We start from the raw sequence: 23798 nt of genomic DNA, 5'->3' as shown, positions 1-23798 counted from the left end.
GTTCGGGTCGGTGCAGCGGGGGGCGCGGCCTGGGCTAGCAGTTGCGGCGTGGCCGGTGTGGGCTGCGCTGGTGTGGTCGGCTCGGGCAGGGCGAACGCGGATGTAGGCGGTGCGGGGGTAGGCGTGCGCGTCGGCGGTGTAGCGGGTGGTGAAGGTGGCGACGACATCGAGGATACCGAGGACACCGAGGACACCGAGGACACCGAGGACACCGAGGACGGCGAGGACGGCGAGGACACCGAGGACGGCGACGAGGCCGACACCGACACCGACGACATCGACTCAGCCGCACCCGGCGAACTGTGCAGCGATCCATCCGGCGTATGCTCAGCGGCCGGCGTCGTGTCCGGCATCGTGTCCGCGGAGGCGGCGTCCGACGTGCCGACCGCGTCCATCGACCGAACCGGAGCGGCCAGCGCCGGCTCGACCGCACGCGGTTCGCTTGTCGGCGACGTATCCGGCTCGACGACGACCGTGGTCGGCATCGCCGACGCCTGCCGCGCCTGCGCGACCTGCATCGATGCATCGGAGGCCCGGGCGATCGGGGTCGGCGCCGTGGGCGGCTCGGCGTCGGCCACCTGCACGACTTGCACCGTCGTACCGGCCGGCTGCATATCGGGCGGCAGCGCATCGCGCCCGCCGCCGGCGTCGGCCTCGGCGATTTCGCGCGCGCCGAGAGCTGACGCATCGCCTTCGCCGGCCAGACACGAGCCCGACGCGACGAGCAGCAACAGCAGGGGCGCATGCAGCAGGATCCGCCGGTTGGGCGGCGCGACGGACGTGCATTGTTGCTGGCGATTGCTGGCCACGATGTCTCCTCTGTCCGAATCGGTCACGACCGTTGCGCGCCCGGCGACGCACGTCGCCGCGATCGCGCGGGCGGGCGGCCATGCCCGCCGGCCGTGGACCGTCTACAGACGATTGCGTATCGCTTGCCCAAGCAGCGCACGCGATTCGCTATTCGTCGGATCGATGGCGAGCGCACGGCTCGCGTTTTGCTCGACGCATTGCCACTGGTCGAGCTGCGCGCACCGGCGCGCTCTTGCCAGCGCACGAGCGCTTGCGAGCTCGTCGTGCGTGACGCTGGTGGTCTCCATCCGGGCCGCGTCGGTCAGATACGACTGCGCCGGCGCGGGCGGCTGCGCAGGAAGCTGCTGTTGCGGTGGGGGCCGCAGTTGCGACGCAGCCGCGCGGTGCCTGCGCGTGTGTCCCGGCGCTGGCGAACGCGACGTCCGGTGCGTGTCGCCCGTGTCCGTTGCGCGCGCGCCGCCCGATGTGTCGTGCGGGCTCGTCGCGAGCGCCGCGTGCCGCGGGTCCGCACCGCGCGGCGGTTTCGCGGCGGAACCGGCGTCCGCTTGCGGTGCGGCGGCCGCTTCCGCGTCCGCGGCCGATGCAGGCGGGATGAGCGACGCCGACAGCGCGGCCGTCGATGCGGCGCCGACCGGTGCCGACGCGGCGACGAATGCGTTGCGATACCTGCCGACGGCCGTGCCGATCTCGCCCGCCACGTCGCGGGCGATGCTTGCGTGGCCGCGGCCCGGGTTGCGCTCGACGAGCGCAAACGCGCCGAAGATCGCGGCAAACGCCACGACGCTGAGCGCCGCATTCCTGCCGGGGCCCCACGAGGGTTTCGGTGGCCCGGCGGGGGAGTCGCCCGGTCGTTCTCCACGAGTCATTCGATGCTCCTCGGTGCGCGCGGATCCGATGGATGGCGCAACCGCGCGCGATCGGCCGGCGCCTACCACTTCAGTTGCGTGGTGAGCGCCCCCGTTTCGACGACCGCGAACTGTGTCGCGCCCGCATAGGTTCCTTCGATCCGGTAACTCGCGTCGGGCACGCTGAACAGGCAGCGCGGCCCGCTCGATTTGAACTCGACGAGTACGCGGCCATGTCGTCTGAGCCGCACCTGAACGTTCGACAGCGGCTGCCCGGTGCCGCCCGACACGAACGACACGCCGAGGTTGTACGGGCGACCGTCAGGCGGCAGCGGCGCGGTTCCGTCGATGCGTGCGTCGCCGCAGATGTACGAAATCATGTAGCGACCGGGCGCGATGCCCGACGCAGGTGCACCGCCGCCTGGCTGCGTCTGGGCGCCGGCATGCGCGAGACATGCGAATGCGACGACGCCGACGAGCACGCGCGCATGCTCCTTGAGCGACGAGGAAGACATTGTCACCTCCATCCGGAATTCATCGCACTGATTTATTCCGGGTCGAAATTAACGGCGTTCTTTTGCGACACGCTATTGATACACGATGGATTTTGAACAAACAACCACGGGTGGCGGATATCGGACGCGCTTTAAAGGTATTATTTAAACGGAATATGGATTAATTGGACGAAATGAATCGGCTCTGAACAAAGTCGCTATTTCCGGTCGTCGAAATTGGGCCGCGGTAGGAATGGCAGGAAGCAGGTCTCTGCGTGGTGGTTGTACCGAACTTCGTGCCGAAAAATAACGACTGATAAAAGAAACATTTGCGTCTGTATTCGACGCGCTGCAGTGACGGCGAATGCACAGATTCAATCGGCAGTAAATGAGGGTGCGACGTTTTTGGTGATTATCACCATTGCGCGCAAGTCGGGATTTTTATTTTGTTTTGTAACGAGGTATTTCCGGCATACGAATCGCGCAGCGGCGGCGATCGATTTTGCATTCGGCAATAACGGCGGTCCGGATTCGCAAACGTTTGGTGTGACGGCCGATTTGATCGCGCGTGCGGCGGCCTGCATATTTACCGGCACAGGCTCGAAAAATGTGCAGCCGCGCCCGCCTGGGCGATCGGCCGGCGCGTGCAGGATCGCCGCCGACGTACCCCGCGAACCGCGACGCCGCTACCGCCCGCGCGCGCTGCCGCGCGCGACGCGCACCGCTGCCGTGGCAGGCGACTGACCGCCCACGGCGGCGTCGTTCGCTGCGCGCGGCCGGTTCATGATGTAGGTCCACAGCTGCTCGGCCGCGAGCCCGCGCTGGCGCGCCGAGCGGTACAGCCGGATCTCCAGCTCGGTGACCCACTCGGCGGACCCCGCGCGCACCAGCGAGCCGTCGGCGAGCTCCTTCGCCACGCAGCTCTCCGGCAGCCAGCCGATTCCGTGGCCGGCCACCACCATGCCTTTCAGCGCCTCGGACATATGCGTCTCGAAGCACCGGTGCAGCGCATACGGCCCCGCCGCATTCAGCAGCAGCATTTCGACGACGTTGCCGAGAAACGCGCCGGAGGAGTAGGCGAGCAGCGGCAGCGGCGCATCGGCGGCGCCCGGCAGCTCGAATACGGGCTTGCCGTGCGCATCGGGCGTCGACACCGGCAGAATCCGCTCGACGCCGAGCGTGACGAACGGGAAATGGTTGGGATCGAGCACGATCGGCAGTTGCGGATGGTGATAGCCGAGCAGCAGATCGCATTCACCTTCGACGAGCTGCTGCACGCCTTCCGGCACGTTCACCGCATTCACGCGGGCGGTCACATTGCCGACTTCGCCGTTCAACTGCTTCAGCCATTCGGGGAACAGCGTGAATACCAGCGTATGCGCGACCGCGAAGCGCACGACCTGATCGCTGGCGGCGAACTGGTCGTAGCCGTTCACGAGGTTGCGTGCCGCGTACATGCTGCGCAGGATGTCCGCCGCCAGCGCGCGGAACATCTGTCCGGCCGGCGTCAGCGCGACCGGGTTGATGCTGCGGTCGACCAGCTTGGCGTCCATCCAGGTTTCGAGCGCGGCGATTCGTCTGCTGAATGCCGACTGCGTCAGGTGCCGATGACGCGCGGCCCGGGAAAAACTCTTGGTATCCGCGAGGCTCAGGAAATCTTCCAGCCACTTTGCTTCCATTTCTTTCTTCGCTTTTTATAGTCGGGGGCCCACGGCGCGGCGCCACGGTTTCGCTGCACGAACTTTCTAGCGTACCGCGCCTCGCCGCGAGCAGACCGATGTTTTTTTTCGATCGGTGTCAGTCGAAATATGCATGGGCATTGTCGGCGGCATTACGGCTGCATAAGTTTGAGACGCCGGAACCGGCTAACCGGTTAGTTCATCGCGTCGAACCGGGCGCCGCAGACGGTACTTCCCCAAGGGCCGGCCGCGGCAACCGTGGCCGGCCCGCTTCAGCCGCGATTCGGGGCCGCGGCGTGCCGGCGAATCGTCGCGGTGCAGATTGCATACGCGTGACACGCACGCGCACTAAGTTCGACGTCTGGCGCGGTGATCGCGCAATTGCACGCTGTCGATGCGACGCGCCGGGCCGCCGTTGCACCGACATGGTGCGGCATGGCGCGCAAGCGTGCGCGGCGCGGCGCAAAACGGGGGAAACGCACGGGTACGGCAAGGCACGGTCCTTGCAAAGCAGTATTTACGCCGGTCCGGCATGCGCAATGCCGGGAAGAATGATCGATGGAGAAAAAGATCGATGAAGCCATTCGATGAAATGCTGCAATCCGGCGACATGGTGAGGGCGCCTTATGCGCGCCTCAAGCAGTGGCTCGACACGCAGGACCCTGCCAGCCTCGCCCAGAAGGCCCACGATGCGGAGGCCGTGTTCCGCAGGACGGGCATCACGTTCGCCGTCTACGGCGACGCCCAGGCGGCCGAGCGCCTGATCCCGTTCGACATCGTGCCGCGCATCATCTCGGGCGCCGAATGGAGCCGCCTGTCGCTCGGCATCGAGCAGCGCGTGATGGCGCTCAACGCCTTCCTCGACGACATCTACCATCGCCAGGAGATCGTGCGCGCGGGCATCGTGCCCAAGCATCTGATCGCGCACAACGAGGCGTTCATCCCCGAGATGATCGATTTCCGGCCGCCCGGCAACGTCTATACGCACATCATCGGCGTCGACATCGTGCGCACCGGCGAAGATCAGTTCTACGTGCTGGAGGACAACGCGCGCACGCCGTCCGGCGTGTCCTACATGCTGGAGAACCGCGAGACGATGATGCAGCTCTTTCCCGAGCTGTTCCAGCAGGTCAAGGTGCGCCCGGTCGAGACCTATCCGCAGATGCTGCGCCAGTCGCTCGCCGCCGTGTGCCCGCCCGGCGGCAACGCCGACAATCCGACCATCGCCGTGCTCACGCCCGGCATCCACAACTCCGCGTACTACGAACATTCGTTCCTCGCCGACCAGATGGGCGTGCATCTCGTCGAAGGCAGCGATCTGCAGGTGATCGACGGCCGCGTCGCGATGCGCACGACCGAAGGCTTTCGCGCGATCGACGTGCTGTACCGCCGCGTCGACGACGCGTTCCTCGATCCGCTCACGTTCCGGCCCGACTCGGTGCTCGGCGTGGCCGGGATCATGGACGTCTACCGCGCCGGCAACATCACGATCGCGAACGCGCCCGGCACCGGCATCGCCGACGACAAGGCGATCTACTCGTACATGCCGGAGATCGTCGAGTTCTACACCGGCCGCAAGGCGCTGCTGGAGAACGTGCCGACGTGGCGCTGCGGCGACGCCGACAGCCTCGAATACGTGCTCGCCCATCTCGACGAGCTGGTCGTGAAGGAAGTACACGGCTCGGGCGGCTACGGGATGCTGGTCGGCCCGTGCGCGTCGAAGGCCGAACTCGCCGCGTTCGCCGCGAAGCTGCGCGCGCGGCCGGCGAACTACATCGCGCAACCGACGCTGGCGCTGTCCACGACACCGATCCTGACCGACGCCGGCCTCGCGCCGCGCCACGTCGACCTGCGGCCCTTCGTGCTGGTGTCGGACCGGATCCGCATCACGCCCGGCGGCCTCACGCGCGTCGCGCTGCAGGAAGGCTCGCTCGTCGTCAACTCGAGCCAGGGCGGCGGCACCAAGGACACCTGGGTGCTGGCCGACTGAGCCGGGAACGCACGCACGCGCGCGCCACAGCCGGCGCGCGAACCGAACGAAGACGGAGTGGACACGAGATGCTTCTGGGACGAACTGCGAGCGGTCTGTACTGGATGTACCGCTATATCGAGCGCGCGGAGAACATCGCGCGCATCGTCGACGCCGGGTTGCGGATGGCGCTCACGCGCACGTCCGACGCGCCGGCCGAATGGTCGTCGGTGCTGGTCAGCTCGGGCGCCGACGACGGCTATCGGCTCAAATACGACGCGTATGCCGCCGACACCGTGACCGACTATCTGCTGCGCGACCGCGACAATCCGTCGAGCGTGCTGTCGTGCATCGAAGCCGCGCGCTCGAACGCGCGGATGGTGCGCACGGCGCTGACGCGCGAGGCGTGGGAGAGCGTGAACGGCGCGTGGCTCGCGCTGCGCCAGGCGCTCGCGCGGCCGGTGCCGGAGAGCGCGCTGCCCGCGGTGCTCGACGAAGTGAAGCGCGAGACCGCGCTGATCCTCGGCAGCTTCTACAGCACGATGCTGCGCAACGAGATCTTCGATTTCGCGCAGATCGGCGCGTTCGTCGAGCGCGCCGACAACACCGCGCGGATCATCGACGTGAAGTACCACCTGCTGCTGCCGTCGGTGTCGCACGTCGGCACGATTCTCGACAACTACCAGTGGGAGACGATCCTGCGCTGCGTGGCCGCGCACCGTTCGTACCGCTGGGTGTACGACGTCCAGTACAAGCCGATGAACATCGCCGACTACCTGATCCTGAACGGCCGCATGCCGCGTTCGCTGCGCTATTGCTACGGGCGCGTGGTGTCGAGCCTGAACCTGCTCGCGAAGGATTACGGCGTGACACATCCGTGTCACGACACGGCCACCAAGATCCTGCAGATGCTGTCCGACACGTCGGTCGAGCGGATCTTCAAGAGCGGCCTGCACGAGTTCCTGACCGACTTCATCGGCCGCAACAACAGCCTCGGCGTCGACATCGCCCAGGCCTACAACTTCGACTGAGACTTGCCATGCGACTCGCTATCCGACACATCTCGCGTTATCAGTTCGACGAGCAGGCGTCCCACGCGCTGCAGCGGCTGCGGCTGCGGCCGCAATCCGGGCCGGGGCAGACGGTGCGTGCGTGGCAGGTGACGATCGACGGCGTCGAGCCGACGTTGTCCTATGCGGACGGGCTCGGCAACCGCGTCGATCTCGTGCGTCACGAGCGCGGCGCGAAGCCGGAGATCGTCGTGGTCGCCGCCGGCGTCGTCGAGACGCAGGACCGCGCGGGCATTCTCGGCAATCAGGACGGTTATGCGCCGCCGTGGATCTTCGAGCGGGAGACCGCGCTCACGAAGGCCGGCGACACCGTGCGCGAGTTGACGCAGGCGTTGCCGATCGAGCCGCACAGCCTCGATGCGCTGCACTGGCTGATGACGGAAGTGCACGGCCGCATCGCGTATGCACCGAATCTGACCGACGCGCCCGTCGATGCCGAAACGGCGCTGCAAAACGGCGAGGGCACGAGCCGCGATCATGCGCATGCGTTCATCGCGGCCGCGCGCGCGCTGAAGGTGCCGGCGCGCTACATCTCGGGCTACGTGCTCGCCGACGGCGCGATGCAGCGCATGGCAGACTCGAAGCAGAGTGCAGCGGACGGCGAACAGGAGGAAATGCTCGCGCTGCAAAGCGCCGACGGCATGCAGCAGGTGCTCGGCGCGTCGCACGCCGCGCAGTCGCAGCGCGTGCCGCTGGCGGCGCTCGGCGCACAGCCGCAACCGGCCGCGCTGATGCAGCAGCCGGCCGGACACGCGTGGGCCGAGGCTCATGTCGAAGGGCTCGGCTGGGTCGGCTTCGATCCGTTCATGAACCGCTGCCCGGACGAGCGCTACGTGCGCATCGCCGTCGGCCTCGACTATCGCGACGCGCAGCCCGTGACGGGGCTCGGCGCGAGCACCGTCGGCGTCGAGATCAGCGTCGTGCAGTCGCCCGAACTCGTCTGACCCGCAACTCTGCCCAGGCCGCCGCGCCGTCCCGCCGTATCGGCGGCGACGCGCGATGCGCGGCCGGCTCAACCCGAACCGAGCGGCTCTCCCATGCCCATCCACGTCGCGCTGCATCACACCACCCGCTACCGTTACGACCGGCCGATCAACCTCGGGCCGCAGATCGTGCGGCTGCGGCCCGCGCCGCACTGCCGGACGCCGATCCTCTCGTATTCGATGACGGTCGAGCCCGCGCAGCATTTCATCAACTGGCAGCAGGACCCGTTCTCGAACTATCTCGCGCGGCTGGTGTTTCCGGAGCGCACCGAACACTTCGAAGTCACGATCGACCTCGTGGCCGAGATGTCGGTGTACAACCCGTTCGACTTCTTCCTCGAAGCGAGCGCGGAGCAATATCCGTTCAGCTATGACGACGCGCTGAAGACCGAGCTCGCGCCGTATCTCGCGTGCGACGCGCAGACGAGCGCGGCGCCGCTGTTCCGCGCCTATCTCGACGGCGTCGACCGCACGCCGGCCGGCACCGTGAACTTCCTCGTCGCGCTGAACCAGCAGCTGCAGGGCGACATCGGCTATCTGGTGCGGATGGAGCCGGGCGTGCAGACGCCCGAGCAGACGCTCGAGCTCGCATCGGGCTCGTGTCGCGACAGCGCATGGCTGCTCGTGCAGCTGTGCCGCCATCTCGGCATCGCCGCGCGGTTCGTGTCCGGCTATCTGATCCAGCTGACCCCCGACGTGAAGGCGCTCGACGGCCCGAGCGGCACGTCGGTCGATTTCACCGACCTGCATGCATGGTGCGAGGTGTATCTGCCGGGAGCGGGCTGGATCGGTTTCGATCCGACCTCAGGGCTGCTCGCCGGCGAAGGGCATATTCCGCTCGCCTGCACGCCGCAGCCGACGAGCGCGGCGCCGGTCGAGGGGCTGATCGACGAATGCGAAGTCGCGTTCGAGCACGAGATGGTGGTGACGCGCGTGTACGAATCGCCGCGCGTGACCAAGCCGTATACCGAAACGCAGTGGGACGCCGTGTGCACGCTCGGCGGGCAGGTCGACCGCGCGCTGACGGCAGGCGACGTCCGGCTGACGCAAGGCGGCGAGCCGACCTTCGTGTCGATCGACGATCGCGACGGCGCCGAATGGAACACCGATGCGCTCGGCCCGACCAAGCGCGGCTACGCGACCGAACTGGTGCAGCGGCTGCGTGCCGAATACGGCGACGGCGGCTTCCTGCATTTCGGGCAGGGCAAGTGGTATCCGGGCGAGCAACTGCCGCGCTGGGCGCTGTCGATCTACTGGCGCGCCGACGGCCAGCCGGTGTGGCACGACCCGTCGCTGTTCGCCGACGAGCGCGAACCGTCCGCATGCACGACCGACGACGCGAAGCGCTTCATCGACGCACTCGCCGCGCGCCTCGGCCTGACCGACGAATTCGTCGTGCCCGGCTACGAGGACGTGTGGTACTACCTGTGGCGCGAGCGCCGGCTGCCCGTCAACGTCGATCCGTTCGACTCGCGGCTCGACGACGAGCTCGAACGCGCGCGACTGCGCAAGGTGTTCGACCGGCAACTCGACAGCGTGGTCGGTTACGTGCTGCCGATCAAGCGCGTCGACGAAGGGGCGGCACTCGACGGTCCGCGCTGGCAGACCGGCCCGTGGTTCTTCCGCGACGAGCGGATGTACCTCGTGCCGGGCGATTCGCCGATGGGCTATCGGTTGCCGCTCGATTCGCTGCCGTGGGTCGCCGATGCCGACTATCCGTATCTCGTCGAGCGCGATCCGTTCGCGCCGCGCGACGTGCTGCCCGACGCGGCCGCGCTCCGCGCGCGTCATGCGGGCGCCGCCGACGCGCCGCGCTACCTGGCCGGCGTGCAGCGCGAAGCGCCGGCGCACACGGTGATGCAGTGGCGCAGCGACCGCGGCGACCGCAGCGTCGGACGCGGGCAGCCCGCGGACGGCGAGCACGACCTGCAGCGCCGCCCCGAGCGCTTCGAATCGGCCGCGTGGATCACGCGCACCGCACTGTGCGCGGAGGTGCGCAACGGCATCCTGTATCTGTTCATGCCGCCGCTCGCCGCGCTCGAGGACTATCTCGAACTGCTCGCGGCGATCGAGCTGACCGCGCACGCGCTCGACGTGAAGCTCGTGCTCGAAGGCTACCCGCCGCCGCGCGATGCCCGGCTCAAGCTGCTGCAGGTCACGCCCGATCCCGGCGTGATCGAGGTGAACATCCATCCGGCGAAGAGCTTCGACGAGCTGGTTAACCAGACCGAATTCCTCTACGACGCCGCGTGGCAGTCGCGCCTGTCGACCGAGAAGTTCATGGTCGACGGCCGGCACGTCGGCACCGGCGGCGGTAACCATTTCGTGCTCGGCGGCGCGACGCCGGCCGACAGCCCGTTCCTGCGCCGCCCCGACCTGCTCGCGAGCCTGATCGCGTACTGGCACAACCATCCGTCGCTGTCGTATCTGTTCTCGGGGTTGTTCATCGGGCCGACGAGCCAGGCGCCGCGCGTCGACGAAGCGCGCAACGACCAGCTGTACGAGCTGGACATCGCGTTCGCGGAGATCCAGCGCAACAAGCTGCTGTATGGCCAGGACATGCCGCCGTGGCTCGTCGACCGCGTGCTGCGCAACCTGCTGATCGACGTGACGGGCAACACGCACCGCAGCGAGTTCTGCATCGACAAGTTGTATTCGCCCGACTCGTCGACCGGGCGGCTCGGGCTGCTCGAGCTGCGCGCGTTCGAGATGCCGCCACATGCGCGGATGAGCATCGTGCAGCAACTGCTGCTGCGCGCGCTCGTCGCGCGCTTCTGGGCCGCGCCGTACACGACGCCGCTCACGCGCTGGGGCACCGCGCTGCACGATCGCTTCATGCTGCCCGCGTTCCTGAAGATGGACTTCGACGACGTGCTCGCCGAGTTGCGCGATGCCGGCTTCGCATTCGATGCGGCGTGGTTCGCGCCGCATTTCGAATTCCGCTTCCCGCTGTTCGGGCAGATCGCGGTGAACGGGATGCAGCTGTCGCTGCGCGGCGCGCTGGAGCCGTGGCACGTGATGGGCGAGGAGGGGGCGACCGGCGGCACCGTGCGCTACGTCGATTCGTCGCTCGAACGGCTCGAAGTGCGCGTGACGGGGCTCAACGACAACCGGCACGTCGTGACCGTCAACGGTCGCGCGCTGCCGCTGCAGCCGACCGGCACCGCCGGCGAATACGTCGCGGGCGTGCGCTACAAGGCATGGGCGCCGCCGTCCGCGCTGCATCCGACCATCGGCGTGCATGCGCCGCTCACGTTCGACATCGTCGATACGTGGCTCGAGCGCTCGCTCGGCGGCTGCCGGTATCACGTCGCGCATCCGGGCGGCCGCAACTATGCGACGTTCCCGGTGAACGCGTACGAGGCCGAGAGCCGGCGGCTCGCGCGCTTCGTCGCGATGGGGCATACGCCGGGGCGGATGGCCGTATCGCCGGTCGCGCCGAGCCGTGAATTTCCGTTCACGCTCGACCTGCGACGGCCCTGAATCGCCGATGAAAGGACGGACCACGATGCGCGTTTCGCGCGCCCCCGGCACGCCGCGTCAGGTGCTAGGATGCCGACAGGCCGCGGCCGGCCGACGCGCCGGCCGTGACCGCATGCCGGGCGGCAGCGCGCAGCTGCCATCCCATCCTGACGACGCAACGCCCTGACCGTGCCGCCCTTATACCCCGACGATCTCGCCGACGCCGACGCGATGCCCACGCTTTTCGATACCGGCGCTCAGCCGGACGCCGCGGAACTCGCCGCCGCGCTCGCGGCGCCGGCTGCGGCCGGCCGCTACGACGAGCTGCGCGGCAGCGCCGCCGGCCTGAACGCACCCATGCTCGCGCCCGCGTGGCGCAGTTTCTTCACGTCGCTCGGCAGCGACGGCGTCGCCGACCTCGATCGCCGCGCCGACGCGCTGCAACGGCGCATGCGCGAGAACGGCCTGTTCTACCAGCTCCATGAACAGCGCGTGGGCGACGGCGCCGCCGGCCCGTGGTCGCTCGATCTGCTGCCGCTGATGGTCACGCCGGACGACTGGGCCGCGATCGAGCGCGGCGTGCTGCAGCGCGTGCGGCTGCTGAACGCGACGATGGCCGACCTGTACGGCCCGCAGACGCTCCTGGAGCGCGGGCTGCTGCCGCCCGCGCTCGTCACCGGCCATCCCGGCTATCTGCGCGCGATGCGCGGCGCGCGCGTGCCGGGCGATACGTGGCTGCACGTCGTTGCGTTCGATCTCGCGCGTGGCCCCGACGGGCAGTGGCGCATCGTCGCGCAGCATACGCAGGGCGCGGCCGGGCTCGGCTATCTGCTGGAGAACCGGCTGATCGTGTCGCGGCTCTTTCCGCGCGCGTTTCGCGGGCTGCGCGTGCAGCGGCTCGCATCCGCGTATCGGTCGCTGCTGCAAAGCATGCAGGCGTTGAGCCCGACGGCGAAGAACTCGCGGATCGTGCTGCTGACGCCGGGGCCGCACAGCGCGACGTATTTCGAGCATGCGTATCTCGCGCGCTACCTGGGGCTGACACTCGTCGAGGGCGGCGATCTGACCGCGCGCGACAACCACGTGTTCCTGAAGACGCTCGGCGGGCTCGAGCCCGTGCACGGCATCCTGCGGCGCGTCGACGACGCCTGGCTCGATCCGCTCGAGCTGCGGCCCGATTCGCTGCTCGGCGTGCCGGGGCTGCTGCAGGCGGTGCGCGCGGGCAACGTGCTGCTCGCGAACGCGCCGGGCTCCGGCTTTCTCGAATCGCCCGGCGTGCTCGGGTTCCTGCCGCGGCTCGCCGAGGCGCTGCTCGGCGAAACGCTGACGCTGCCCGCCGTGCATTCGTGGTGGTGCGGCGAGGCTGCCGCGTGCGACGACGCGCTGCCGCAACTGGCGCGCTGCATCGTGAAGCCGTCGTATCCGCCCGACGTGCAGGCCGGCGGCGCATTCGATCCGGTGATCGGCGCGCGGCTCACGTCGGCGCAGCTTGCCGAGTGGCGCGCGCGGATTCTGGCGCAGCCCGAGCACTACACGATACAGGCCGATCTGCCGCTGTCGCAGGCGCCGACCTGGCCGGGGAACGGCACGTCCGACGGCCACGGCGGCGCGCGCATCGTGCCGAAGCCGCTGCTGCTGCGCGTGTTCGCACTGGCCGACGGCGCGCAGCGCTGGCGGATGCTGCCGGGCGGCCTGTCGCGGGTCGGCACGCGCGACACGCTGTTCAACGCGCCGATGCCGCGCGGCGGCAGCACCGTCGATACCTGGGTGATGACCGACGGCATCGTCGATTCGACGACGCTGCTGCAGGCGCGCCTCGGCCCCGACGATCTGGTCGGGCGGCCGCGCGCGATCGCGAGCCGGGCGGCCGAGAACCTGTTTTGGCTCGGCCGCTACACCGAGCGCGCGACCAATTTGATGCGCCTCGCGCGTGCGGCGCTGGAGCGCCTGCGCGGCGAGGACGACGTCGACAGCCCCGCGCATCTCGAGCTGATCGACACGTTGTGCCGCGACACCGGGCTGGTCGCCGCCGATGCGCCGAATGCCGTCGAGGCGCCGCGCGCGTTCCAGCACGCGCTCGCGACGTCGCTGACGCGCGGCGCGGATCGCACCTCGGGCATCGCGTCCTGCCTGTTCGGGATGCGCGGCGCGGCGGCCGCGATCCGCGAGCGGCTGTCGAGCGAGCAGTGGCGACTGATCGACGACGCGACGCAGTTGTTCGCCGACAGCGCCGACCATCCCGAAGCCGAGGAGCAGATCGGCAACGAGGCGTTGCAGCTGCTGGAGCGCGTCGGCCTGCTGCTCGGCGCGATTACCGGCGCGCAGACCGACCACATGACGCGCGACGACGGCTGGCGCCTGCTGTCGATCGGCCGGCAGATCGATCGGCTCGACTTCCTCTGCAGCGTGCTGAAGTTCGCGTTCGACGAAGGCGCGGTGCATCGGCAGGACGGCTTCGAGCTCGTGCTGGAGCTGTTCGACAGCACGATCACGTTCCGCTCGCGGTTCCAGCGCCGCTTCGACATCGCGCCGCTGCTGTCGCTGCTGGTGCTCGACACCGACAACCCGCGCTCGCTGGGCTGGGTCGTGCAGGCGCTGCGCGGCCGGCTCACGAAGGTCGAGCGCAGCGAAGGCTATGCGTTGTCCGAGCTGGCCGAGACGATCCCGGACGTGCCGGCGTGGTCGCTGCACGAACTGTGCGAGACCGAAGGCGGCCGGCACGAGCGGCTGCTCGCCGCGCTCGACGAGACCGTGAAGGCCGTGTGGGATCTGTCGAACCGGATCGGCGAGCGCTATTTCAGTCACGTGCGCGAGGCGGGCAGGACGCTATGGTGACGAGCAAACATGCGGCGAAGACGAAGGCGAAGGCACAGGCGAACGGCGAGGCTGGCGATGCCGTCGGCGCGAAGCAGACGGAGGGCGCGATCGCCGCATCGGCAGCATCGACCGCATCGACGCCATCGGCCGGCGCGCGCGGGCGCTTGTTGCGCGTCACGCACGACACCGAATACCGCTACGCGGCGCGCGTCGAATCGGCGCAGCACCAGGCGCGGCTGCAGCCGCTCGCGACGCCGCGCCAGCAGGTGCTGTCGTTCGCGCTCGACATCGAGCCGGTGCCGGAGACGGTCGGCACCGACGTCGACGCGTTCGGCAACGCGCGTGCCTCGTTCGCGCTGAACCAGCCGCACGATGCGCTGCTCGTGCGCAGCTGCAGCACCGTGCGCGTGACGCCGCCCGTGTGGTCGCGGGGCGCGCGCGGCGCGCCGCCGCCGGCGATCGCGAACCCCGATGCCGATCATGCGACCGCGTGGGAGGCCGTGCGCGAGCGCCTGCGGTTCCGCGCCGGTGCGCCGTACGATGCGGCGAGCGAATTCGTGTTCGCGTCGCCGCATGTCGCGTGCGATCCGGAGCTGGCCGCGTATGCGGCCGTGAGCTTCACGCCGCAGCGTCCGCTGGTGCAGGCCGCGTGGGACCTGATGCGGAGGATTCACGCGGACTTCGCGTACACGCCGAACAGCACCGACATCACGACTACCGCGCTCGATGCGCTGCGCTTGCGCAAGGGTGTGTGCCAGGATTTCGCGCACGTGATGATCGGCGCGCTGCGCTCGCTCGGGCTGGCCGCGCGCTATGTGAGCGGGTATCTGCTGACGCAGCCGCCGCCCGGCCAGCCGCGGCTGATCGGCGCCGATGCATCGCATGCGTGGGTCGACGTGTACGATCCGGCGTGGCCCGAAGATGGCGGATGGCTGCAGCTCGATCCGACCAACGACCGCGCGCCGGGCGACGACTACGTGATGCTGTCGATCGGCCGCGACTACGCGGACGTGACGCCGCTGCGCGGCGTGATCCGCGGCGGCGGCGCGGATCAGGAGCTGAAGGTCGGCGTGACGGTCGAGCCGCTCGACGAGGGAGCGTGACGCGGCATGATCGGCCGCCCGCGCCGCGCGTCCTGCGTTTAAGTCTTCGTTAATACGGCCGGCTTAGCATGGTGATGCTGGCGAACGGATCGCACGCTGGTCCGGCGCCGGTGGCACGTGCGGGTGCGCCGCCGCGATGACGGCGCGCCGACGCGCGTCGCCGGCCGAATGCAGGGGCGGCATCCATGATCAAGCACTTCGACTACACGCTCGACGATCAGACGATCGCGCTTTGCGCGAGCTTCGGCGCGGGCCCGGCATTTCGGCGCGTGCTCGTGAGCCGCGCGGATTCGATGGAGACGCTGGTGGTGCTCGACGCGCGCGGCTTGTCGGGGCTGCTGAAGGTCGCGACCGAGGCGCCGGAAGGGCTGCTCGACGATGCGATCCGCAAGGTCGGCGACGAACGGCTCGTCGAGCGGGCGATCAGCGGCCGGACCATCGTCGAAGCCGCGTTGTGAGCGCAGTCGCGCGTGCACGCGCGATGTCGCCTCGTGCCGCTTACGCGGCGAAGCGGTCCGTCGCGGCGAGCAGCGCTTTCAGGATGCCCGGTTCGTTGTACGCATGGCCGGCGTCCGGCACGATCTCGAAGGTTGCGTCCGGCCATGCTTTCGCGAGTTCCCACGCGGTGCGGGCCGGCGTCGCCACATCGTAGCGGCCTTGCACGATCACGCCCGGAATGCCGGCGAGGCGATGTGCGTCGCGCAGCAACTGGCCTTCGTCGACGAAGCCGCGATTGACGAAGTAGTGATTTTCGATCCGCGCGAAGGCGAGCGCGTAGTGGCCGTCCGCGAAGTGTGCGGCCAGCGCCGGGTTCGGCAGCAGCGTGATCGTGCGGCCTTCCCAGATGCTCCATGCGCGCGCGGCTTCGAGCTTCGCGGCTTCGTCGTCGCCCGTCAGCCGGCGATGGTAGGCGGCCATCAGGTCGCCGCGCTCCGCTTCCGGTATCGGCGCGAGAAACTCTTCCCACAGGTCCGGGAACAGCCACGACGCGCCTTCCTGGTAGTACCAAAGCAGCTCGGCACGACGCATCGTGAAGATCCCGCGCACGACGAGCGCGCTCACGCGCTGCGGGTGCGTCTGCGCATAGGCGAGCGCGAGCGCGCTGCCCCATGAGCCGCCGAAGACGAGCCACTGCTCGGCGCCGACCATTTCGCGCAACCGTTCGATGTCGGCGACCAGATCCCAGGTCGTGTTGTTGTCGAGACTCGCATGCGGCGTCGAGCGCCCGCAGCCGCGCTGGTCGAACAGCAGGATGTCGTAGCGCGCGGGATCGAACAGACGCCGATGGTCGGGGCTGCAGCCCGCGCCGGGGCCGCCGTGCAGGAATACCGCGGGCTTGCCGGACGGGTTGCCGCAGCGCTCCCAGTAGATGCGATGGCCGTCGCCGGTGTCGAGGTGGCCGTGGGCGTAGGGTTCGATCGGTGGGTACACAGGCAGGCTCCGGGTGAGGGTCGGCGAAAGTGCGGGATATTGCGGTGCCGCAACGGATCGTTGTGCGTGCATCGAAGCGGCCGCCGGCGAGTACGGGTTGTCATTATGCCCGTGCAATTTGGGGTGGTGTGGGGCGGTGTTTTGTGGGCGTGGGGCGGCCGCGGCGGTGTGAATCGATCGCGAATTCGGCATTGCCGGGTGCGGCGTGCGTCCTTGCCCGGTTTCGTTTGTCCGCTGTCGACCGGGACGGGCAGCTTCTGCTGGTCGAGAAACCGTTTCGGGGAGGGTTTGCTATATCGCGCGCGACACGCAGGTCGTCGGCGCGTTACTTGACGCGCTCCATCGCGGCGGGCGAATACCAGAAGGTCCGGTACGTGTCGATTCCGTACGACTTGCCGTCGTATTTGACGACGGTGCGCACGGTGCGCTCTCCCGTGTAGGAGGATTTGGCGCTGTCGCTCTCTGCCTTCGTGACGTGTGCGGTGATCGATAGGGCCGCAAAGCCGGTTTGCTCGATGCGGCTATGCCGGCAGAAGACCAGCGATGCGATAACTTTCAATCAATCCGTCATAGAGAGAAATGTCCGAGCGACTCCTGGCAACGAGCTGAGCGCCGACGACGGCCGCGTAGATGGCGCGAGCACGCCGCTCGATATCCTCGGGGCTGACCACGGCCGCGGCGGACAGCACCTTGCTCAGCCACGCAACATTGACATCCGCAAAAGTCTGAATCTCTTTCACCACCGTTTCCGGCAGGTCGTCAGATTCGGCAGCCAGGAAGCTACACAGGCATATGCGATTGCCACGCTCAAGCGCCTTGCGAAACGTATCGGGATAGTGGCGCAGGCAATCGAGCGGATCTGCGGATTCGGCCAAAAGCGCATCCAGAGTCGCTGCTGATTCCTCCCAATACCGCCTTGCCACTGCTGCGCCGAGATCGGCCTTGCTTGCGAAGTGGTGGTAGATGCTCGCAGCCTTGATGCCGACAGCTTCGGCGAGATCACGGAAATTCAAGCCGCTGTAGCCATGGGCCTGCGCAATCTTTGTGGCTGCCACCAGGATTCGCTCCCTGGAGCTCAGGCCTGAATCATTCTTCACTGCTACCGCCTCCGCGACCGTTGACACGAGCAATTATACGCTCTAACGTAAACCTAACTAACGTTAGGTTGGATGTAGGTGACAGGCCGGATATCGTCCGCCCCCCGTGTGACAGACCGCTTAGAGAGAGGCACGCATGGCTTCCAGCAGCATGAACTTCGACGTAACCAAACTTCCGATCATGACGATCTACGATTTCCCCAAAGGACCCTATCCGACACGCGTCCGTATCGCCCTGGCCGAGAAAGGTCTGCGATCGCGCGTCGAGTTCGTGATGGTCGACCTTTACAAAGGGGAGCACAAAAGGCCCGAGTTCATCTCCGAGAAAAACTACTCGGGAACGCTGCCGGTCCTCGAGCTCGAAGACGGAACGTGCATTGCCGAATGCACCGCCATTACCGAATACCTCGATACGCTCGATGGTGCGCCCACGCTGACCGGCCGGACACCACTCGAAAAGGGTGTGATCCACATGATGAGCAAGCGCGCCGAGCTGGAGTTGCTCGACGCAATCAGCGTCTATTTCCACCATGCCACGCCAGGGTTAGGACCTAACGTCGAGCTCTATCAGAACGCCGAATGGGGGCTTCGTCAGCGCGACAAAGCCCTGAGAGGCATGCACTACTTCAATGACGTTCTGAAAAGGCAGCCATTTGTCGCTGGGGATGCGTTCTCTATGGCCGACATCACCGTTATCGGCGGACTGGTCTTTGCGTCAATCGTGAAGTTGCCCGTGCCTACGGAGTGCGAGGCCCTTGTAGATTGGTACATGAGAATGCAGGAGCGCCCAAGCGTGAGGAACCAGCCGGCGTTCGCGTGAAATAGCAGCCGCGCCCGACCGTCATCGATGATCGGCCAATCTTTGGTTGCAATCGGGGACGGCCTGCCTACGCGACATCGGCGACTCGTCTATTCAATCGATACCGGATCAGACGACGCCAGTGTTGCGCAGTAAATCTGTCGATCGTAACGGTTCCGAGGCCTGCGCGCGGTGGTCGCGTTGCAAAAGCGGGGTGGCAGGACGCGGTGGCGGCACGTGCGTCTACAGATTGCTTGCTCACCCAACCGGAAAACCCGCTTTAGCCACCCGTTCACCAACCGGCCCTCAGCGTCCACATCGCATTCGCCGGTTGGCAAATCAACCAGACGCGTCGCGCTACGCACCAGCCCCCGCCCTGATCACATGCTCGAGCCCCACTGGCCCGACCGGCGCCTCCGCGAGCCACGGAATCAGCGCGGTGCGCTGCGCCAGATCGTCCGCCACGCGGCGCACGAACGGGACCTCGTACGTGCCGCGCTGACACAGCATCGGATCGGTCGTGCCGCTCGCCAACAGCGACTGGTTGATGACCCAGGCATATGGCGTGATCCCGGCACGGGCGAGGTCGGCGCTCAGGCGTTCGGCTTCGTGAACCGGCGTCGCTTCAGGCAGCGTGACGATGAGGATGCGGCTGTAATCCGGATCGCGCAAACGCGGCAGCAACTGGCGGACCGACTCCGGCATGTCGCCCTGCGTGCGCATCACTTCGCGGTGATAAGCCTCGGCAGCGTCGAGCAGCAGAATGGTATGCCCGGTCGGCGCCGTATCGAGCACCACGAAGCCGGACTTGCCTTGATCCACCGTCCGTGCGAACGCGCGAAAGACCGCAATTTCTTCGGTGCACGGCGAGCGCAAGTCTTCCTCGAGCATGGCCCGGCCGCCCGCATCGAGGTGCGATCCCGCTTTCGCCAGCACCTCTTCGGTGTACTGCTGTACTTCGCGCGCCGGGTCGATGCGGGTGACGCTCAGCCGCGGCACCACGCCGTCGACCGTGGCAGCCACGTGCGAAGCGGGGTCGGTGGTCGACAGGATCACGTCGTGTCCGCGCCCCGCGAGCGCGACGGCGATGGCGGCCGCAACCGTGGTCTTGCCCACGCCGCCTTTGCCCATCGTCATGATTACGCCGTGGCCCGTAGCCGACAGCGCGTCGACGAGCCCGCCGAGGCCGGGCGGCAATGCGGTGTCGGGCATGCGGCGCTCGGTCGGCATGCGCACGCGTTCGGGGTGCGCCATGTCGCGCAGCGCGTCCAGTCCGACCGTGCCGCGCGGCAGAAACGGAATGCGCGTCTGCGGCAGCACTGACAGCTCGCGCGGCATGTCGGCCAGTGCCTGTCGCGCGCGCTCGGCCATCGCGGTTGCAATCGCGTCGTCATGCCGCTCGGTGGCAAAGAGGCCATTGATCGCCAGCACCTGGTTGCGAATGCCGAGCTCGGCCAGTTCGTGCCACGTGCGATTCGCTTCGCGCAACGCGGCGACTTCCGGCCGGCTCACCAGGACGACGGTGGTGTCCACCGCGCTCGACAGTCGTTCGACGGTCGCCGCGTACAGCGCCTTCTGCTTCTCCAGCCCGGCTAACGGCCCGAGGCAGGAGGCGCCCCCGGTCGACGACGAAATGAACTCGTTCCACGCGGAAGGCAACGTCAACAGGCGCAGCGTATGGCCGGTCGGTGCCGTATCGAAGATGACGTGATCGAAATCGGCCGTCGCGGCGGGATCGCCGAGCAGTTTGGAGAATTCGTCGAAAGCCGCGATCTCGACCGTGCAGGCACCGGAGAACTGCTCCTCCATGTTGCGGATCGCCGCGGCAGGCAGGACGCCGCGATACGGTCCGACCATGCGCTCGCGGTACGCCTGCGCGGCCGCTTCGGGATCGATGTTCAAGGCGAACAGACCGGACGCGCCGGGCACGGCCGTCGGCGATTGGCTCAGGCCGACGCCGAGTACCTCGTCGAGATTGGACGCCGGGTCGGTGCTGACGATGAGCACCTTCTTGCCGGCATCCGCCATCGCCAGCCCGGTCGCACAGGAAAGCGAGGTCTTGCCGACGCCGCCTTTGCCGGTGAAGAACAGATAGCGGGTCTGCGTGTCAGGGAGGGACATGTGCGCTCCCTAGCAGCAGCCGGAGCCGGGCGAGCAGCAACTGCCGGCCTTGACATGAGGCTTGTCCGCCGTCGTCAGCGCGATGCCCAGCTTCTGCGCAAGCTGCTGGCGGGACGGATACATGCCGGTCGATACGATGTGGCCGTCGATCGCGAGGATCGGCAGCCGCTCCATACCCGCTTCCATTTCCTTGACCACCGCCGCGTTGGCGGCGAATGCCTGCGGCTGCTGACCCAGGTTGTAGCGGGCCACGGTCACGCCGTGCGCCTCGACCCACTTCAGATCGGCGGCGAATTGCGCCAGCACCGGGTCGACGTCCACACCGCAAACGCCCGTCGAGCAACACATCGCCGGATCGAACACTTCGAGCTTCTTCATGGCACTTTCCTCAAGGCAATCGGAATTCAGCGCTTTCCACAGGCACGGATGCGTCTGTGGGCACAGGTGCGTGAATTCGGGCAGACCGCGAATCGCCTCCGGAAGGCGGCGTCTCTCGATCTGCGTGAAGCCGCGCCGCACAAAGAACGCGAGCGCAGGTTCATCGTTCGGAATAAGGTAGAGCGCGCGCAGCGATCGCGTTTGCGCTAGCGCAATGGAAGCGTCGATGAGGCGGCTGCCCAGGCCGGATTGGCGCATTTCCGGCCGAACTGCGACCGAGCGCAACAGGGCCGCATCGCCGGATTGTTCCAGTCCTGCCACTCCGACGATCTCACCGGCGAGTATGGCGACATGGAAGCCGTCGAGGCTCTGTGGTGTGAGATCGCTGGCCGGCAGCCCGCACAGGTTCAGCAACGCGACGATGCGGTCGAAGTCCGTGGCGACTGCCCGGCGAATTTCGTCAACGGGCGTACTCATGACCGCGCTCCTTCAAGTGTGCCGTGATGATTCGTATGCGGAATGGCGATGCATCGCTCGCGATCGTGCCGCTCATCGGGCGCGTGTCCTGGGCGGCGAGATTGGCATCGTTCTGCCCCTCATGTTCGACCGCTTCAGCATCTATCACCCCCGCTCGTACCAGTCCTTCGTCCGGTTGACGATACGGACCACGAGCAGCATGACCGGCACTTCGATGAGCACGCCCACCACGGTGGCTAGCGCCGCGCCCGAATTGAAGCCGAACAGGCTGATGGCCGCCGCGACCGCCAGCTCGAAGAAATTGGATGCGCCGATCAGCGCGGACGGGCACGCCACGTTGTGCTTTTCACCCACCGCGCGATTGAGCCAGTACGCGAGCGCCGAGTTGAAGAACACCTGAATCAGGATCGGTACCGCGAGCAGCGCGATCACGAGCGGCTGGTCGAGGATGGCCGCGCCCTGGAACGCGAACAGCAGGACGAGCGTCGCGAGCAGCGCTGTGATGGACCAGGGGCCGATCTTCGCGATGGCTGCGTCGAATGCTGCCTGTCCTCTTGCGAGCAGCGCCTTGCGAAGCAACTGCGCCACGGCTACCGGGATCACGATATAGAGCACGACCGAAGTGAAGAGCGTCGCCCAGGGCACCGTGATGGCCGAGATGCCGAGCAACAGGCCGACAAGCGGCGCGAAGGCCACCACCATGATGCTGTCGTTGAGCGCCACCTGCGACAGCGTGAACAGCGGATCGCCGCCGGTCAGTCGGCTCCAGACGAACACCATCGCCGTGCAGGGCGCGGCGGCCAGCAGGATGAGGCCCGCAACGTAACTGTCGAGTTGCGCTGCAGGCAGCATCGGAGCGAACAGGTGCTTGATGAACAGCCAGCCGAGCAACGCCATCGAAAAGGGTTTGACGAGCCAGTTCACCACCAGCGTGACGCCGATGCCCTTGAGGTGCTGGCGTACCTCGTGCAACGATCCGAAGTCCACCTTCACGAGCATCGGGATGATCATCACCCAGATCAGCAGGCCCACGGGCAGATTGACCTGCGCGTACTGCATGCGGCCAATCGTCTGGAACATCGCAGGGAAAAACTGGCCGGCCAGGACGCCGGCGACGATGCAGAGCGCGACCCAGACGGTGAGGTAGCGCTCGAAGAAGCCGATGGGCGGCTTCGCGGGCGGCTTGTTCGAAGCGGTAAGGTCGGTAGCGGTCATGGGGCGATTCGCAAAAGGAGCGCTCAGCTTTTCAGGATGCCGTCGAGCGCGTGCAGGAGTTCGGCATCGCTCAGACGGTCGAGCGGAAGGGCGAGCAATTGCAGCATGCGATAGCCGATGGCCTCGCGCGTGAGTTCGAACGCCTGCCGCTTGCCGTCATCGCCGCCCGGCGCATTCGACGGATCGGCATAGCCCCAGTGGACCTTGACCGGAGCGCCCGGCCAGAACGGACATTGTTCCGCGGCTGCGCTGTCGCACACCGTGATGACGATGCGCATGCGCGGTGCGTCGTCGGCTGCGAATTCGTCCCAGCTTTTGCTGCGATAGTCGCGCGTATCGACGCCCGCGTTCGCGAGCGCTTCGAGCGCGAACGGGTTGACCCGGCCGCTCGGTGCGCTGCCGGCGCTATATGCGCGCACATCCTTGCCGAGCTTCTGCGCCCAGTGGTTCAGCATGCCCTCGGCGAGCACGCTGCGCGCGGAATTGTGGGTGCAGAGAATGAGTACGTTGGTCGTCGTCACGGGCGTGCCTTATCGCTTGCTGATGTCGCGCACAAGTTGGCGCAGAGCTGCCGCGACGCTGGCCGCCGGATCGCGGATGTCGGCGCGAATGTAAAACCGTCTCATGAACGTGATCCTTCAGCACTTGCAGGAATCGGCGGCCGCGGCGACGCACGGCTCGCCGCTGCAACAGTTCTCGGTGAGAAAGCCGAGCAGCGCGTTCATCTGCTCGAAGGCAGCTCGGTAGATCAGGCTGCGGCCATCGCGCTCCTGCGTGACGAGCGCCGCGTTCGTCAATTCCTTCAGATGGAACGAGAGGGTGGCGTTGGGAATGTCGAGTTGCGCCGCGATGGCGCCGGGCGTCAATCCGGCCGGACCTGCGACGACGAGCATCCTGAATACGTTCAGGCGCAGTTCGTGAGCAAGCGCGGCGAAAGCGCGGACAGCATCTTTGTTTTCCATATTTCGAATATAGTCGAAATGATGGGCGGGAGCAACAAGGTGTTTGTCCGGTCTGCTCGATTCGTTCAAGATCGACTACCCAACAA

Annotated in this window: 20 protein-coding genes and 1 pseudogene; 9 read left to right on the top strand and 12 right to left on the bottom strand. The window is 67.3% G+C overall.

Going from position 1 to position 23798, the window contains the following annotated elements; all coding sequences use genetic code 11:
* From C3Y15_RS23230 to C3Y15_RS23220, 3 genes and pseudogenes are all read right to left on the bottom strand, one after another.
* Nucleotides 1-809 (bottom strand): annotated as a pseudogene (locus C3Y15_RS23230) (biofilm secretin PgaA); the annotation flags it as partial.
* A 102-nt stretch (nt 810-911) separates the two neighbouring features.
* Nucleotides 912-1676: a hypothetical protein gene (locus C3Y15_RS23225; RefSeq protein WP_045578114.1), complete on the bottom strand. Its 765-nt coding sequence runs from the start codon at nt 1674-1676 to the stop codon at nt 912-914.
* A gap of 62 nt (nt 1677-1738) precedes the next feature.
* On the bottom strand, nt 1739-2170 hold the full coding sequence (locus C3Y15_RS23220) for a hypothetical protein (RefSeq protein ID WP_034193832.1): 432 nt from the start codon (nt 2168-2170) through the stop codon (nt 1739-1741).
* Between the two features lie 333 nt (nt 2171-2503).
* Between C3Y15_RS23220 and C3Y15_RS23215 the strand changes: the two genes are divergently transcribed.
* Nucleotides 2504-2893: a hypothetical protein gene (locus tag C3Y15_RS23215; protein WP_124259927.1), complete on the top strand. Its 390-nt coding sequence runs from the start codon at nt 2504-2506 to the stop codon at nt 2891-2893.
* Here C3Y15_RS23215 and C3Y15_RS23210 read toward each other — a convergent pair.
* Complete coding sequence (locus tag C3Y15_RS23210) at nt 2836-3828, bottom strand: LysR substrate-binding domain-containing protein (RefSeq protein WP_034193833.1); 993 nt, start codon at nt 3826-3828, stop codon at nt 2836-2838. The two genes, C3Y15_RS23215 and C3Y15_RS23210, sit on opposite strands and share 58 nt — an antisense overlap.
* A 574-nt stretch (nt 3829-4402) precedes the next feature.
* On the opposite strand from C3Y15_RS23210, the gene C3Y15_RS23205 reads away from it, so the two are divergent.
* The 7 genes from C3Y15_RS23205 (at nt 4403) to C3Y15_RS23175 (ending at nt 15690) form a co-directional block, all read left to right on the top strand.
* On the top strand, nt 4403-5818 hold the full coding sequence (locus C3Y15_RS23205) for a circularly permuted type 2 ATP-grasp protein (protein ID WP_011881958.1): 1416 nt from the start codon (nt 4403-4405) through the stop codon (nt 5816-5818).
* A 68-nt stretch (nt 5819-5886) separates the two neighbouring features.
* Nucleotides 5887-6828 carry an alpha-E domain-containing protein gene (locus C3Y15_RS23200; RefSeq protein ID WP_059694840.1) on the top strand — a complete coding sequence of 314 codons (942 nt, stop codon included), beginning with the start codon at nt 5887-5889 and terminating at the stop codon, nt 6826-6828.
* Nucleotides 6829-6836: 8 nt separating this feature from the next.
* On the top strand, nt 6837-7811 hold the full coding sequence (locus C3Y15_RS23195; RefSeq protein ID WP_011881960.1) for a transglutaminase family protein: 975 nt from the start codon (nt 6837-6839) through the stop codon (nt 7809-7811).
* 93 nt (nt 7812-7904) lie between these two features.
* Nucleotides 7905-11333: a transglutaminase family protein gene (locus C3Y15_RS23190; protein ID WP_069246516.1), complete on the top strand. Its 3429-nt coding sequence runs from the start codon at nt 7905-7907 to the stop codon at nt 11331-11333.
* A gap of 210 nt (nt 11334-11543) precedes the next feature.
* On the top strand, nt 11544-14147 hold the full coding sequence (locus C3Y15_RS23185) for a circularly permuted type 2 ATP-grasp protein (RefSeq protein ID WP_045578446.1): 2604 nt from the start codon (nt 11544-11546) through the stop codon (nt 14145-14147).
* Complete coding sequence (locus C3Y15_RS23180) at nt 14141-15232, top strand: transglutaminase family protein (protein ID WP_011881963.1); 1092 nt, start codon at nt 14141-14143, stop codon at nt 15230-15232. Before C3Y15_RS23185 ends, C3Y15_RS23180 begins: the two co-directional genes overlap by 7 nt.
* Before the next feature lie 185 nt (nt 15233-15417).
* A complete protein-coding gene (locus tag C3Y15_RS23175; protein WP_011881964.1) occupies nt 15418-15690 on the top strand; it encodes a hypothetical protein in 273 nt (90 codons plus the stop codon).
* A gap of 40 nt (nt 15691-15730) precedes the next feature.
* On the opposite strand, the gene pip is transcribed toward C3Y15_RS23175, so the two are convergent.
* Nucleotides 15731-16663, bottom strand: a complete 933-nt coding sequence (pip, locus tag C3Y15_RS23170; protein WP_011881965.1) for a prolyl aminopeptidase — start codon at nt 16661-16663, stop codon at nt 15731-15733.
* Nucleotides 16664-17184: 521 nt separating this feature from the next.
* Nucleotides 17185-17760, bottom strand: a complete 576-nt coding sequence (locus C3Y15_RS23165) for a TetR/AcrR family transcriptional regulator (protein ID WP_011881966.1) — start codon at nt 17758-17760, stop codon at nt 17185-17187.
* 136 nt (nt 17761-17896) lie between these two features.
* Here C3Y15_RS23165 and C3Y15_RS23160 point away from each other — a divergent pair, with 136 nt between their 5' ends.
* The gene (locus tag C3Y15_RS23160) at nt 17897-18580 is read left to right on the top strand and encodes a glutathione S-transferase (protein ID WP_014725086.1); all 684 of its coding nucleotides are present in this window, start codon (nt 17897-17899) and stop codon (nt 18578-18580) included.
* A gap of 336 nt (nt 18581-18916) precedes the next feature.
* On the opposite strand, the gene arsA is transcribed toward C3Y15_RS23160, so the two are convergent.
* From arsA to C3Y15_RS23135, 6 genes are all read right to left on the bottom strand, one after another.
* A complete protein-coding gene (gene arsA, locus C3Y15_RS23155; RefSeq protein WP_059475219.1) occupies nt 18917-20680 on the bottom strand; it encodes an arsenical pump-driving ATPase in 1764 nt (587 codons plus the stop codon).
* Between the two features lie 9 nt (nt 20681-20689).
* Entirely contained in the window at nt 20690-21535 is an 846-nt protein-coding gene (gene arsD, locus C3Y15_RS32605) for an arsenite efflux transporter metallochaperone ArsD (RefSeq protein ID WP_046427275.1), read from the bottom strand.
* Nucleotides 21519-21683 carry a hypothetical protein gene (locus tag C3Y15_RS31835; RefSeq protein ID WP_014725083.1) on the bottom strand — a complete coding sequence of 55 codons (165 nt, stop codon included), beginning with the start codon at nt 21681-21683 and terminating at the stop codon, nt 21519-21521. Before C3Y15_RS31835 ends, arsD begins: the two co-directional genes overlap by 17 nt.
* Nucleotides 21680-22750 carry an ACR3 family arsenite efflux transporter gene (arsB, locus tag C3Y15_RS23145; protein WP_011881970.1) on the bottom strand — a complete coding sequence of 357 codons (1071 nt, stop codon included), beginning with the start codon at nt 22748-22750 and terminating at the stop codon, nt 21680-21682. Before arsB ends, C3Y15_RS31835 begins: the two co-directional genes overlap by 4 nt.
* Before the next feature lie 23 nt (nt 22751-22773).
* Entirely contained in the window at nt 22774-23271 is a 498-nt protein-coding gene (locus C3Y15_RS23140; RefSeq protein WP_011881971.1) for an arsenate reductase ArsC, read from the bottom strand.
* A 117-nt stretch (nt 23272-23388) separates the two neighbouring features.
* Nucleotides 23389-23712 carry a metalloregulator ArsR/SmtB family transcription factor gene (locus C3Y15_RS23135; RefSeq protein WP_011881972.1) on the bottom strand — a complete coding sequence of 108 codons (324 nt, stop codon included), beginning with the start codon at nt 23710-23712 and terminating at the stop codon, nt 23389-23391.
* Between the last annotated feature and the right edge of the window lie 86 nt (nt 23713-23798).

The organism is Burkholderia sp. B10 (genome assembly GCF_004368385.1).
GTDB classification, from domain to species: Bacteria; Pseudomonadota; Gammaproteobacteria; order Burkholderiales; family Burkholderiaceae; genus Burkholderia; species Burkholderia vietnamiensis.
The sequence above is the reverse complement of the archived record's forward strand: the minus strand, read 5'-3'. Positions and strand labels throughout refer to the sequence as shown.